General features: G+C 58.2%; 17 protein-coding genes. 15 read left to right on the plus strand and 2 right to left on the minus strand.

Features of this window, described 5'->3' with window-relative positions; all coding sequences use genetic code 11:
- Positions 1-68: 68 nt before the first annotated feature.
- On the plus strand, positions 69-227 hold the full coding sequence (locus SPH52_RS05500) for a DUF3309 family protein (RefSeq protein ID WP_411793986.1): 159 nt from the start codon (positions 69-71) through the stop codon (positions 225-227).
- 8 nt (positions 228-235) lie between these two features.
- The gene (locus SPH52_RS05505; RefSeq protein ID WP_411793987.1) at positions 236-982 is read left to right on the plus strand and encodes an SDR family oxidoreductase; all 747 of its coding nucleotides are present in this window, start codon (positions 236-238) and stop codon (positions 980-982) included.
- Here the strand turns inward: SPH52_RS05505 and SPH52_RS05510 are convergent.
- The gene (locus tag SPH52_RS05510) at positions 940-1,896 is read right to left on the minus strand and encodes a LysR family transcriptional regulator (RefSeq protein ID WP_411793988.1); all 957 of its coding nucleotides are present in this window, start codon (positions 1,894-1,896) and stop codon (positions 940-942) included. The genes SPH52_RS05505 and SPH52_RS05510 overlap by 43 nt on opposite strands.
- A 113-nt stretch (positions 1,897-2,009) precedes the next feature.
- Between SPH52_RS05510 and SPH52_RS05515 the strand changes: the two genes are divergently transcribed.
- From SPH52_RS05515 to SPH52_RS05525, 3 genes are all read left to right on the plus strand, one after another.
- Entirely contained in the window at positions 2,010-2,840 is an 831-nt protein-coding gene (locus tag SPH52_RS05515) for an alpha/beta fold hydrolase (protein WP_411793989.1), read from the plus strand.
- A 430-nt stretch (positions 2,841-3,270) separates the two neighbouring features.
- Entirely contained in the window at positions 3,271-5,463 is a 2,193-nt protein-coding gene (locus SPH52_RS05520; RefSeq protein ID WP_411793990.1) for an OsmC domain/YcaO domain-containing protein, read from the plus strand.
- A gap of 100 nt (positions 5,464-5,563) precedes the next feature.
- Complete coding sequence (locus SPH52_RS05525) at positions 5,564-6,040, plus strand: NYN domain-containing protein (protein WP_411793991.1); 477 nt, start codon at positions 5,564-5,566, stop codon at positions 6,038-6,040.
- Positions 6,041-6,200: 160 nt separating this feature from the next.
- Here the strand turns inward: SPH52_RS05525 and SPH52_RS05530 are convergent, their stop codons facing one another.
- Complete coding sequence (locus tag SPH52_RS05530; protein ID WP_411793992.1) at positions 6,201-6,803, minus strand: glutathione S-transferase family protein; 603 nt, start codon at positions 6,801-6,803, stop codon at positions 6,201-6,203.
- Positions 6,804-6,952: 149 nt separating this feature from the next.
- Here SPH52_RS05530 and SPH52_RS05535 point away from each other — a divergent pair, with 149 nt between their 5' ends.
- The 10 genes from SPH52_RS05535 to SPH52_RS05580 all read left to right on the plus strand — a co-directional run bounded on the left by SPH52_RS05535 (position 6,953) and on the right by SPH52_RS05580 (position 12,162).
- Entirely contained in the window at positions 6,953-7,063 is a 111-nt protein-coding gene (locus SPH52_RS05535) for a LysR family transcriptional regulator (RefSeq protein WP_411793993.1), read from the plus strand.
- Between the two features lie 225 nt (positions 7,064-7,288).
- Positions 7,289-7,939 carry a dihydrofolate reductase family protein gene (locus tag SPH52_RS05540; protein ID WP_263583575.1) on the plus strand — a complete coding sequence of 217 codons (651 nt, stop codon included), beginning with the start codon at positions 7,289-7,291 and terminating at the stop codon, positions 7,937-7,939.
- Between the two features lie 46 nt (positions 7,940-7,985).
- Positions 7,986-8,384 (plus strand): GFA family protein, encoded by a 399-nt coding sequence (locus tag SPH52_RS05545; protein WP_411793994.1) that lies wholly within the window; start codon positions 7,986-7,988, stop codon positions 8,382-8,384.
- 35 nt (positions 8,385-8,419) lie between these two features.
- A complete protein-coding gene (locus tag SPH52_RS05550) occupies positions 8,420-8,989 on the plus strand; it encodes an N-acetyltransferase family protein (RefSeq protein ID WP_411793995.1) in 570 nt (189 codons plus the stop codon).
- 43 nt (positions 8,990-9,032) lie between these two features.
- On the plus strand, positions 9,033-9,179 hold the full coding sequence (locus SPH52_RS05555; RefSeq protein WP_411793996.1) for a hypothetical protein: 147 nt from the start codon (positions 9,033-9,035) through the stop codon (positions 9,177-9,179).
- A 64-nt stretch (positions 9,180-9,243) separates the two neighbouring features.
- Entirely contained in the window at positions 9,244-9,834 is a 591-nt protein-coding gene (locus tag SPH52_RS05560) for a GNAT family N-acetyltransferase (protein ID WP_411793997.1), read from the plus strand.
- A gap of 89 nt (positions 9,835-9,923) precedes the next feature.
- Positions 9,924-10,448, plus strand: coding sequence for a GNAT family N-acetyltransferase (locus SPH52_RS05565; RefSeq protein WP_411793998.1), 525 nt, complete (start codon positions 9,924-9,926; stop codon positions 10,446-10,448).
- A 65-nt stretch (positions 10,449-10,513) separates the two neighbouring features.
- Positions 10,514-10,930: a hypothetical protein gene (locus SPH52_RS05570; protein ID WP_411793999.1), complete on the plus strand. Its 417-nt coding sequence runs from the start codon at positions 10,514-10,516 to the stop codon at positions 10,928-10,930.
- A gap of 210 nt (positions 10,931-11,140) precedes the next feature.
- Positions 11,141-11,557 carry an SRPBCC family protein gene (locus tag SPH52_RS05575; protein WP_411794000.1) on the plus strand — a complete coding sequence of 139 codons (417 nt, stop codon included), beginning with the start codon at positions 11,141-11,143 and terminating at the stop codon, positions 11,555-11,557.
- A gap of 17 nt (positions 11,558-11,574) precedes the next feature.
- On the plus strand, positions 11,575-12,162 hold the full coding sequence (locus SPH52_RS05580) for a Crp/Fnr family transcriptional regulator (protein WP_411794001.1): 588 nt from the start codon (positions 11,575-11,577) through the stop codon (positions 12,160-12,162).
- Positions 12,163-12,200 lie beyond the last annotated feature (38 nt).

The following is a 12,200-nucleotide window of genomic DNA, read 5'->3' on the forward strand; positions in this document are numbered from 1 at the left end:
AGCCGCATTGATACGTTGTAAGCATCTGCTGCAACACTGTCCCGCCACTCACTGCTGGGAGATACGACATGCCACTAGGAACAATTCTGCTGATAATTGTGATTTTGCTTCTGATCGGCGCGATACCTGCCTGGCCTCACAGCAGGGGATGGGGCTACGGCCCCAGCGGTGGGCTCGGGCTGGTGTTGGTAATTCTGCTCATTCTGGTTTTGATGGGTAGGTTATAGGAGTCATATTGAAAAAGGTCCTGGTGATTACGGGCGGTAGCCGAGGCATCGGCGCGGCCACCGCCCGCTTCGGTGCTGCAAGCGGCTATGCAGTGTGCGTCAACTATCGCCATAACGAAGCCGCGGCGCTTGCCGTGGTCGAGGAGATCACCCGTGCCGGCGGCGAGGCCATCGCCGTAGCGGGTGATGTTGGCTCCGAGGCAGATGTGGTGCGCTTATTCGAGCAGGTCGACGAGCAGCTCGGCCCGGTCACGGCGCTGGTCAACAATGCCGGTATTCTGGAAGCGCAAATGCGCGTCGAGCAAATGGACGCCGCCCGCCTGGGCCGGGTGTTGACGGCCAACGTCATCGGCAGCTTCATTTGCGCACGCGAGGCGATTCGGCGCATGTCGACCAGGCACGGCGGCCAGGGCGGGGCGATCGTCAATGTATCTTCCATCGCCTCACGGCTCGGCGCACCCAACGAATACGTTGACTACGCTGCCGCCAAGGGCGCCATCGACAGCTTCACCATCGGCCTGGCCAAGGAGGTCGCGGCGGAGGGCGTTCGCGTCAATGCCGTGCGTCCGGGCGTGATCTACACCGAAATCCACGCCAGCGGCGGCGAGCCCGACCGCGTAGAGCGAGTGAAAGCCTCCGTGCCCATGCAGCGCGGCGGCCAGGCCGAAGAGGTCGCCCGCGCCATCCTCTGGCTGCTCTCCGACGACGCTTCCTACTCGACCGGGGCGCTGCTGGACGTAACGGGCGGGCGGTAGTCGCCCGTTTCGATATTGCATCTCAGTGTTGCCGCCTGCGTTTCCAGGCACTCCCATAGTCGCTTGGCAATGGGGCCGTGGGGGCGGTCACGCCGACGCCCTACAACCAGTTCCTCGGTAATACCAGGGAAGTGACGCCCGGTGATGGAAAGCAGGCGGCCGTCGTGCAACTCTTCCTCGATCATGAAGCGTGGCAAGTGGCCCCAGGCCATGCCTTGCAGAATGAAATCCTTCTTCATCTCATGATCGCCCACGCTGCACTGAGAAGGACCACCCACCACGTAGTAATTGCGGGGCTCGGTGTGCTGCGCCGTGTCACGCAGCACGCATTGGGTCAACTCGTGCATCTGCTCCGGCGTGATCTCATTGGTAATGGGAAAGGGCAGGAAGCCTGGTGCAACGACCGGTACCAATTGGATGGTGCCGAGATCGATCCACTCCAACTGCAGGTCGCTCTTGTCGATCCGGTGCAGGATCAGGTCGGCCTCGCCGTTCAGCAGTCGCTCCCAGGGCCCGGTAACGGCCTCGTAGTGAAGCTGCAGGCGGGTGTTGGGATGTTCGGCAAAGAAACGGCTGAGTAAGCCAAGGAGCTTGGAGCGAGGGCACAGATCGCCGATCACGACGTTGAGCTCGGTCTCTTCGCCCATGGCCATCTGATGGGCATGCAGAGATAGCGCTTCGGCATCCTGCAGTAGCGACTGGGCGCGCCGATAGAGCGACAACCCGGCTTCGGTAGGTTGCACCCGATAGCCGCTCCGGTCCAGCAGGGCGATGCCGAACTGACGTTCGAGTTTCGCCAGCGCAGCGAAGACGGCGGCATGCGAGCGGTTGAGTGCGGCTGCCGCCGCTTGAAAACCGCCTTTATCGACCACGGAGACGAAACAGTGCAGCTCGTGCAGCGTGAACCTGTTCATTGTCAATCTACTTAACAGTGATGTTAAAAACTATGTAATATTTTTCTTATAACAACCGCAACTACTATCGAACGGCCACTCACCACCAAGGCAAATTGCCTGAGGAGTTCGATATGTCCCGCTTGGCTTCCCACCCTGTAAACGCCGCCGACAATACGCGTACTTTCTTCACCACGGGTGATGGCGTCCGTATCGCCTATCGCATCGACGGGCCTGCCGAGAATCCCGTGCTAGTGCTTTCCAACTCCATTGCCACGGATCTGGAAATGTGGGATCGCCAAGTGCCCGAGCTGGCCGAGCATTTCCGCGTGTTGCGCTACGACATGCGCGGACACGGTGAGTCGGGCATACCGGTTGGCGCCTACTCCATCGAGCGATTCGGCAGGGATGTACTGGAGCTGCTAGATAGTCTGGATGTCGAGCGGGCTCACTTCCTGGGGCTCTCGCTGGGCGGATTCGTTGGCCAGTGGCTGGGCATTCACGCGCCGGAGCGCATCGACCGGCTGATCCTGAGCAACACCGCCTCGTACCTAGGGCCAGCCAAGCAGTGGGATGAAGCCATTGCCGCAGTGCTTGAGGCAGCGGATATGCAGGAAACCGCCCAGAGGTTCCTGCGCAATTGGTTTCCGGCGCGAATGCTGGCACCAGAGAGCCCAATCGTGGAGCCGTTTCGTACCACGCTGCTGGCCACGGATCGACAGGGCCTGGCCGGCTCCTACGCGGCGGTTCGCGATACTGACATGCGGCGCACCATTGCCCTCATCACGGCTCCGACACTCATCATTGCCGGCGAGCATGATCCTGTGACCACCGCCAGCCATAGCGAAGCGATGTCTGCCAGCATTCCCGGTGCTCGGCTGGTGGTAATGCCAGCCGCTCATATGACCCACGTCGAATTCCCAGCGGAATTCATGAAGGCGGTATTAAACTTTCTGCTGAGCTGAAACGGGTAGGGCTATACGATTAGGACCCAGTGAGAGGGTGCGTTGCTGCAAGTTCAACCACTTAGCAACGCCTATGCCTGCCAGGCAGTACCAGAGCCGTCATACGCCTTAGCCCTTTGTCTATGTTGCTTTCAACGTTACTCAACGTTAAATTGCGTAAAGAAAGCCGCTGAGACGGCTCAGAAGCAACAGACATAAGTACGCAGGGAACTACCCGGCAAACAAGAAGGATGCGAACGCTACCTTGTTGTTTGTCGGGTAGATTCTTGTTTGCCCTCCAGTCAGGCCCTTCTCGATCCCATTCGCCCGACTCGTACCGTATTCCGCCAGACCTTCTTGTTGTGCCGCCGGTTGCCGAAAGGGGCTGGGTGGTGTGGTAGACTGCGCGCCTCGGCCTGCGCCAGCATCACTTCCCCATCGGTAGCCCGTCATGGAAATCAAAGTCAATTTTCTCGAAAATCTCAGGCTTGAAGCCAAGTTTGACGATTTCACCGTCATCACCGACCAGCCCATTCGCTACAAGGGTGACGGCTCGGCGCCAAGCCCGTTCGACTACTTCCTGGCGTCCTCCGCACTGTGTGCGGCCTACTTCGTGCGGGTGTACTGCCTGGCGCGCGACATCCCTACCGAGAATATCCGGCTCTCGCAGAACAACATCGTCGACCCGGAAAACCGCTACAACCAGATCTTCAAGATCCAAGTAGAGCTGCCTGAGGACATCTCCGAGAAGGACCGCGAAGGCATCCTGCGCTCGATCGATCGCTGCACGGTCAAGAAGGTGGTGCAGACAGGCCCCGAGTTCCAGATCGAGACGGTGGAGAACCTCGACGAAGATGCTCAGGCGCTATTGATGGTGCAGCCCGACGAGGCCTCCTACACCTGGATCGAGGGCAAGGACCTGCCGCTGGAGCAGACCATTGCCAACATGTCGGCCATGTTGGCGGACCTGGGCATGAAGATCGAGATCGCCTCCTGGCGCAACATCGTGCCCCACGTGTGGTCGCTGCACATTCGCGACGCCGCTTCGCCGATGTGCTTCACCAACGGCAAGGGCGCCACCAAGGAGAGCGCGCTGTGCTCGGCGCTTGGCGAATTCATCGAACGCCTGAGCTGCAATTTCTTCTACAACGACCAGTTCTTCGGCGAAGAGATCGCCAACAGCGCCTTCGTTCACTACCCCAACGAGGAGTGGTTCAAGCCGGGGCCGAACGACGAGCTGCCCGAGGGCATCCTCGACGAGTACACCCGCGAGATCTACGACCCCGAGGGCGAACTGCGCGGCTCGCACCTGATCGACACCAACTCCGGCAAGGCCGAGCGGGGCATCGTCGCCTTGCCCTTCGTGCGCCAGTCGGACGGCGAGACGGTCTACTTCCCCTCGAACCTGATTGAGAACCTCTACCTCAGCAACGGCATGAGTGCCGGCAACACGCTGCAGGAAGCCCAGGTGCAGTGCCTCTCGGAGATCTTCGAGCGGGCCGTGAAACGCGAGATCCTCGAGCAGGAGCTGGCGCTGCCGGACGTACCCATGGAAGTGCTGCAGCGCTACCCAGCCATTCTCGAAGGCATCCAGGCGCTGGAAGCCCAGGGCTACCCGGTGTTGGTCAAGGATGCCTCGCTGGGCGGCCAGTTCCCGGTGATGTGCGTGACCCTGATGAACCCACGCACTGGCGGCGTGTTCGCCTCCTTCGGCGCCCACCCCAGCTTCGAGGTGGCGCTGGAGCGCAGCCTCACCGAGCTGCTTCAGGGCCGCAGCTTCGAGGGCCTCAACGACTTCCTGCCGCCGACCTTCAACTCGCAGGCCGTCTCTGAGCCGAACAATTTCGTCGAGCACTTCATCGACTCCTCGGGGCTGGTTTCGTGGCGCTTCTTCAGCTCCAAGAGCGATGTCGAGTTCAGCGACTGGGACTTCTCCGGTTCCAACGCAGAAGAAGCCGCCACTCTGTTCGGCATCCTCGAGGAATTGGGCAAGGAAGTATACGTAGCCGTGCACGAAGACCTGGGCGCGCCGGTGTGCCGTATCCTGGTGCCGGGCTACTCCGAGGTGTACCCGGTGGACGACCTGATCTGGGACAACACCAACATGGCCCTGGATTATCGCGAGGACATCCTCAACCTTCACGCCTTGAACGACGATCAGTTGGCCGACCTGCTGGAGCGCCTGGAAGAGAGCCAGCTCGACGACCACATGGACATCATCACCCTGATCGGTATCGAGTTCGACGAGAACACCGTATGGGGGCAGCTCACCATCCTCGAGCTGAAGCTGCTGATCAACCTCGCCCTGCAGCAGCATGAAGAGGCGCTGGAACGGGTCGAGATGTTCCAGCAGTACAACGACAACACCGTGGAGCGGGGGCTGTTCTACCAGGCCGTGGCCGCGGTGCTGGAAATCGTACTCGACGACGAGCTGGAGCTCGACGACTATATCTACAACCTCACGCGCATGTTCGGCGAGCAGACCATGGCAGCCGTTGTCGGCTCGGTGAGCGGCGAGGTGCGCTTCCACGGCCTGACACCGACCAACATGCAGCTCGAAGGCCTGGAGAAGCATCAGCGCCTGATCGAGAGCTACAAGAAGCTGCATGCCCACCGCGCCGCCAGGGCAGGTGTGGCGTTGTAAGCCGCTTAGCTGTCAGCTTCGCGACACACAGCGCCCCGGGCCAGCACTGGCCCGGGGCGCTGTGTTTGGCACCATCATTCAATAAAAAAGAGTACATGAGATGGAGAAAGTTGCGATATTCGTTGACGTCCAGAATGTCTACTACACAGTCAGGGAAGCGTACGGGCGTAATTTCGACTACAACAAGTTCTGGGCCGAGGCCACTGCAGGAAGAGAGGTCGTGAAAGCCTTTGCCTACGCCATAGACCGGGGCGACCAGAAGCAGCGAGAGTTCCAGAACATTCTCAGGGCCATCGGGTTCGAGGTAAAGCTGAAGCCTTTCATCCAGAGGTCGGACGGCTCCGCGAAAGGCGATTGGGACGTTGGCATCACTCTTGATGCCATAGAGTACGCCGAGCAGGCAGACGTCATAGTGCTGGTGTCGGGTGATGGGGATTTTGACCTGCTGGTAAATAAGATTCGTGAGGTGCATGGAAAGAAGGTCGAGGTCTATGGCGTCCCTCAGTTCACGGCTGCTTCGTTAATGAGAGCGGCTAGTGAGTATAATCCGATTGATGGTTTTCTATTATTAAATTAGTCGCTTGATTCGGTGAGCCGAGCTCGTACGATGCAGCGAACACTGAAGACTCGCCGACTCTCAGCCAACTGCCCAGCGACGGAGGCATAAAAGCCATTAGACATCCTTGCAAGGTCAACTGACGGCGAGCAGCGCCGTCAGGTTCCCGGTCACAATTTTCCTATTCTGCGGTGATTGGACTGTGGTTCGGGTGGGACGCGACACGATCCAGCCATCGACAGACGCTGGGGTAGTCTTCCAGTGTGAATCCCCCTTCGTGGGCCACATGGGTATAGGCGTAGAGCGCGATATCCGCGATGGTGTAGCGATCCGCGACGAACCAGGCATGTCGTGCCAAGTGATCGTCCATGACCGCCAACGCAGCCCGCCCCATCGCCTGCTTGCCAGCCAGTTGCGCCTTGCGTTCCTCGTTCAGACCAAGGTGAGTCAGCCAGAAGCGCGATGTGGCGATGTTGGGCTCATGACTGTACTGCTCGAAGCTCATCCAGCGCAGAACCTGAGCCTGATCCCAATCGCCCTCGGGCCAATAGTCGCTCCCTTGGGCCAGGTAGTAGAGAATGGCGTTTGATTCGCTGAGAAATCGGCCGTCATCGAGTTCCAGCACCGGGATCTTGCCGGCGGGATTCTTATGCAGGAATTCGGGGGTGCGGGTTTCTCCCTGAACGATATCGTAATGGCGATATTCATAGGGCTGACCAAGCAGATTAAGCAGCAGGCGTACTTTATAGCCGTTGCCGGAAGGCAGGTAGTCGTGCAAGATCATCGTCGTCTCCAGTGAATTGCATGAGAAGGAAGCCGCTCTGGTATTTATCCCCGAGCACTGGGGTACAGTGTTCCGCTTTTCCGGCAGCTCGACAAACGAATAGAAATAATATCAGCCATAAGTGGGGCTGATGGATAGAGCCCCGTTACATGGATATGGATCTCCTGCGCACCTATATCGCTGTCGTCGATACCGGTAGCCTGACCCGGGCTGCTCGCCAGGTGCACCGAACCCAAGCTGCGCTCAGCATGCAGATGTAGCGACTGGAAGAGCAGGCCGGCTGCAGCTTGTTCTTCAAGGAAGGTCGCAACCTGGAGCTCACCAACGACTGCAAATTTCATAGCCCGGCTCTGGATGGCTTGAACAAGACGCACCGGCCCTATCGCATCAAGGCACTCAGGCCCGAGTCCGGTCAGCTTGGATGTCGAAATCCGAGCGGGCCGTTCGATGACTGATTGTGTGTCGTTCCCATTCAGGAGATCACGATGACTCAGCTGCGCGTGTCATGCTTCAGTATTTCGCTGGACGGGTTTGCCGCCGGCCCCGAGCAGAGCCTGGAAAACCCGATGGGCCTCAATGGCATGGAGATCCATGACTGGGTGTTTCCGACCGCGACGTTTCAGCAAAGGGTGCTGGGCACGCAGGGTGGGGAAACCGGAACCGACGATGACTTCGTGGTGCGCGGCTTCGAGAACGTCGGCGCCTGGATCCTGGGCCGCAACATGTTCGGCCCCGTGCGCGGCCCCTGGCAGGACGAAGAGTGGAAGGGCTGGTGGGGAGACAGCCCGCCTTTTCATGCGCCTGTCTTCGTGCTGACGCATCATGCTCGCGATCCCATCGAGATGGCAGGCGGCACCACGTTCCACTTCGTCACGGAAGGCATCCATGCGGCGCTGGAGCGCGCCAAAGAGGCTTCCAACGGTATGGATGTGCGTCTCGGTGGGGGCGTGGCTACGCTTCAACAGTATCTAAGGGCGCAATTGGTCGACGAACTCCACCTTGCCATCACGCCTGCTCTGCTCGGCGCAGGGGAGCACTTGTTCGCCGATATCGACATGCGCGCTCTCGGCTACCAGTGTGTGGAGAGGTCAGCTACCGACAGGGCCACCCATGTCGTCCTCCAAAGGAGGCGTTGAGTAGTACAGCGAAGGCTGGGCCGCCCGATAATGCAGGAGAATGGGTATGTTGAAAACCTATCAAGGCAGTTGCCATTGTGGTGAAGTCCGCTTTGAGGCGGATTTGGACCTTACTCAAAGCTCATTTCGCTGTAACTGCTCCATTTGCCGACGCAATCGGTTCTGGCCTGCTGTTGCGAAGGAGGACGGATTTCGTCTCTTGACAGGAGAGGATTATCTCACCGAGTACCTCTTCAATACAAAAAAGAATCAGCACTTCTTCTGTAAAGTATGTGGTGTGCGAGCTTTTGGTGTTGGCAACGACACGCCGATCGGCAGGATGTATGGTGTCAATATAGGTTGCCTAGAAGGGGTCACCGAGGAAGAACTGTCGAATGTTCCCATCACTTATGTCGATGGTATGAACGACCGGCAAGAACCTCCTCAATACTTCTCGCATCTCTAATCGGTTCAGCATCAAGATATAGGCAAGGGGGGGCAATGGTTTTGTCGTTCAAACCATTAACCACAGCAACTTGGCACGACTTTGAGGCGCTATTAGGTGCCTATGAGGGTTGCAAGGGCTGCTGGTGCATGCACTGGCGTCTGTCATTTCCCGATTGGAAGAAGCAACAAGGTGAGGGCAATCGTCGGGCAATGAAGGCTTGCGTGGATGCAGGCGATGTGCCGGGTATCTTAGCTTATGCAGAGGGTCGCCCTGTCGCTTGGTGTGGGTGTGGGCCTCGCGAATGGTACCCACGACTGAACAAATCGCAGGTAGCCAAACCGGTAGATGATCAGGAAGTGCTATCGGTGAACTGTTTCTTCGTCGACCGTCGGGCCCGGGGAAATAATATCCAGCTCGAACTTCTCCGTGAGGTTTTGCGTTTCGCTAAGCAGCAAGGGTACAAAGTCGTTGAGGGTTATCCTGTCGAACCGGGGGAGCGACGCCTCGATTCCTCCACCTCGCTTGTCGGCTTTGCGAAAGCTTTTGAAGAGGCCGGTTTTCATGAAGTGGCTCGCCGGAAGAAGGATCGGCCCATCATGCGTAAGGAGATTCAAACTGGCTAAACGCGAATGGTTGGCCGGAAACTTCTCCGTCGCCGATATTCTCATGACAGACGTGCTGCGTCTCGTCGATCGGTTCGATGGGCTGGCTAAGTATCCGGCCTGCCGAGGCTATGTCGAGCGTGCCACGGCTCGCCCGGCCTTCGTGAAGGCGCATGCGGATCAGATGGCGCATTTCTCGGCGGCTGACTGAGCCATACTGTTGTAGTCACGATGCTGTCCAGACGATCCGCAACGATTGCGTGGAAAGCCGAGCCATGAAAACCACGATACGCAAAGCCAAGATCGAAGATGCGCCGAAGCTCGCCGAGCTCATGAATCTGGCAGGCGAGGGGATCCCTGCCTATCTCTGGGAGCGCATGGCTGACCCAGGCGAGGAAGTCATGGCGTTTGGCACTCGCCGTGTAGCCGGGACCGAAAGTGGATTCAGCTATACCAATGCTCATGTCGCGGAGTGCGACGGGGCGATTGCCGGCATGTTGCTGGGCTACCGGCTACCCGATCCTTATGAAACCGGGCCGTTGGGTGAAATTCCAGCCGTCGTCCGGCCGCTCGTCGAGATGGAAGCATTGGCTCCCGGCTCATGGTACGTCAATGCCGTGGCGACAGATTCGGCGTATCGCGGCCAGGGGGTGGGGCGCATGCTCATGGAAGAGGCGGAGCGACTTGCCGCTGACTCACATGCGACGACGATTAGCTTGATCGTGGCGGAACAGAATGCAGCCGCTTACCGGCTGTACGAAATGCTCGGCTATCAAGTGCATGCGCATCGATCGATAATCCCGTTTCCTGGCTGCCCCCACACGGGTGACTGGCTCTTGATGACGAAAGCGGTAGAACCAGCATGATAATGGCTTCGCTCAGGCTCGGTATCGCATGCTGCTCTACGGCCAGCATCGTCTCTGGCAGGCTTTCCGTGCGTCAGGGAGATGCTCTTATGAGATCTGCAAGACTGGAGTTGAAATACTTCAGCTGCGGGGACGTTCCGAGTATTTTCAATAATTATACGGGCGATCTGGAGTCGTCACGATACTTGGCCCGAGAGCCTCACTCTGACATAGCACAGACTGAGCGTATGCTTGATAGGCTCTCGAGACCGGAAAGCTTGGCTTGCTTCGGGATTTGCACTTGGGTTGTGTATTCCCATGATCAAGAAGAAGCCGTAGGCTTGATCACGGCGGTCAAGCATGGCCAATCAATGGCACTGCACTTCGGCATTGGAGCTCCATTTCGAGGTCGGGGCTACGCCGCGGAAGCGCTATCACTGGCAGCTCGATACATACTCACTGAACGGCAGAGAGGAAACGTCGTTTCTTATGTTGACGTAGAAAATACTGCCGCCCAAGCTACCCTTGGGCGAGCGGGGTTTAGACTCGTGGGAAGAAGCGAGCGGTTTTATAAAGCGCCTCAGTTGCGTGGAGAGTATAGGGACGTTTTTCATTATCAGTTTGACTCTGCTTGACGTAGGAGCTCGTTTGGTATGATGGCCAGAACTGCACAGCAGCACCAGCCTTAGAGGAATCTCGAATGATAAGGCCAGTGATACAGGAAGAAGTTACAGGTTGCGGAATTGCGGCTGTTGCCAACATTCTGGGAAAAACCTATTCGGAGATGAAAGCCCGGGCAAATGCCATGGGAATCTATGCTGAAGATAAGTCGCTGTGGTCTGATACCCAATACGTCCGGAGATTACTGTCCAGCGCTGGAGTTGAGGCTTCAGCCGAGGAAACGCCTTTTGAATCATGGGATAGCTTGCCTGATGTAGCACTGCTGTCTATAAAGCATCATCAGGAAGAGGGAAAAAATTTCTGGCACTGGGTCGTGTTCAAGCGCGTAGATGGGCAGGATTTGGTTCTGGATTCAGCAAGCTATCTGCCGTCCAATGTTCGAACAGACTTCGATGAAATGCAGCCTAAGTGGTTCATTGCGGTTAAGCCTGCGTGACTGCAAGGTTTGAAGCCTGCCTGGCGCAAGCTCCAGGGCGCATGGTTTCTACCGTGCGCAAGGATGGCGCGCCAACGGCACCTACGATAGCAATGGTGACGAGGTTCTGGTGCTCAGGCCGGGTTCGTAGCGAGAGATGTCGAATTGGCCTCGCCTCGTTCGTCTAGGGGGTGTGCGTACAATAGATTGACTCTACTTGAGGAGACTCCCGTGAAGATCGCCATTGAAACCGTGATCAAGGCCGACCTGGAAAGCGTCTGGCAGGCTTGGAGCAACCCTGACGATATCAAGCAGTGGAATGCCGCGTCGGATGACTGGCACACCACACAAAGTGCTGTGGATCTGCGTGAAGGAGGGAATTTTCTGTCGCGCATGGAAGCCAAGGATGGCAGCATGGGCTTTGACTTCGAGGGTACCTACACCCGCATCGTGCCGCTTAAGCTGATCGAATATCGCATGAGCGACGGCCGGGAAGTCGAGATCGAGTTCATCGAGCGCGCCGACGGCATCCTCGTCAAATCGGCATTCGACGCAGAGTCTGAGAATCCGACGGAGATGCAGCGCCAAGGCTGGCAGGCGATTCTGGACAACTTCGGACGGCACGTGGAGATGAAACGCACAGGTTAATACGCAGCGAGGATCTCTTGAGCACAGCGAAGCGCATTTTCGAGCAACTGGCTGGCAGCCCACTTCCCGAGTGGCATCTCGTCGAGCCTTCGCTACGGCGCAAGACGTTACAGCCTGGCGATACCGTTTTTCGGGCCGGTGTGGCGCATCCCTACGTTTACTTCGTGGAAAGCGGGATCATCAAGATGATCTACGACACCTGTGAAGGCGATGCCTGGGTCAAGGCGTTTGCCGCGGAGGAGAGGTTCTTCGCCAGCCTTGCCGCGCTTTCGCCGGGCGGCGCCACCAGCTTCAGCGCCATCGCGGCCTGCCCGGCGTCGGTCGAATCGCTGCCGTACCACATCCTGGAGCAGCTCGGTGACAGGCACCCCCAATGGCAGCGCGCGCTCAGACGGGCCTTCGAGCTCTACGCCTTTCGCAAGGAAGCCCGAGAGCGCGACCTGCTGACCCTCTCCGCAGAGGAGCGCTACCGGCGCTTCATCGAAGAATATCCCCATATTGCCGGCCGCGTGACCGACCGAGACATCGCCGGCTACGTTCGGGTCACACCGGCGGCCCTCAGTCGGATCAAGGCACGCATCAGGCAAACTCATACTCGCGTATGAGGCCGATAGTCTTATTTTTGTTCTATTTCCTGGCCACG

Source organism: Halomonas sp. A29, from assembly GCF_046723295.1.
Taxonomy (GTDB): Bacteria; Pseudomonadota; Gammaproteobacteria; order Pseudomonadales; family Halomonadaceae; genus Halomonas.

Bases quoted from the DNA above. Each gene is read 5' to 3' on its own strand.
- SPH52_RS05500 (WP_411793986.1), top strand. From the start codon at position 69: ATGCCACTAGGAACAATTCTGCTGATAATTGTGATTTTGCTTCTGATC.
- SPH52_RS05510 (WP_411793988.1), bottom strand. From the start codon at position 1,896: ATGAACAGGTTCACGCTGCACGAGCTGCACTGTTTCGTCTCCGTGGTC.
- SPH52_RS05515 (WP_411793989.1), top strand. From the start codon at position 2,010: ATGTCCCGCTTGGCTTCCCACCCTGTAAACGCCGCCGACAATACGCGT.
- SPH52_RS05520 (WP_411793990.1), top strand. From the start codon at position 3,271: ATGGAAATCAAAGTCAATTTTCTCGAAAATCTCAGGCTTGAAGCCAAG.
- SPH52_RS05525 (WP_411793991.1), top strand. From the start codon at position 5,564: ATGGAGAAAGTTGCGATATTCGTTGACGTCCAGAATGTCTACTACACA.
- SPH52_RS05530 (WP_411793992.1), bottom strand. From the start codon at position 6,803: ATGATCTTGCACGACTACCTGCCTTCCGGCAACGGCTATAAAGTACGC.
- SPH52_RS05535 (WP_411793993.1), top strand. From the start codon at position 6,953: ATGGATATGGATCTCCTGCGCACCTATATCGCTGTCGTCGATACCGGT.
- SPH52_RS05540 (WP_263583575.1), top strand. From the start codon at position 7,289: ATGACTCAGCTGCGCGTGTCATGCTTCAGTATTTCGCTGGACGGGTTT.
- SPH52_RS05545 (WP_411793994.1), top strand. From the start codon at position 7,986: ATGTTGAAAACCTATCAAGGCAGTTGCCATTGTGGTGAAGTCCGCTTT.
- SPH52_RS05550 (WP_411793995.1), top strand. From the start codon at position 8,420: ATGGTTTTGTCGTTCAAACCATTAACCACAGCAACTTGGCACGACTTT.
- SPH52_RS05555 (WP_411793996.1), top strand. From the start codon at position 9,033: ATGACAGACGTGCTGCGTCTCGTCGATCGGTTCGATGGGCTGGCTAAG.
- SPH52_RS05560 (WP_411793997.1), top strand. From the start codon at position 9,244: ATGAAAACCACGATACGCAAAGCCAAGATCGAAGATGCGCCGAAGCTC.
- SPH52_RS05565 (WP_411793998.1), top strand. From the start codon at position 9,924: ATGAGATCTGCAAGACTGGAGTTGAAATACTTCAGCTGCGGGGACGTT.
- SPH52_RS05570 (WP_411793999.1), top strand. From the start codon at position 10,514: ATGATAAGGCCAGTGATACAGGAAGAAGTTACAGGTTGCGGAATTGCG.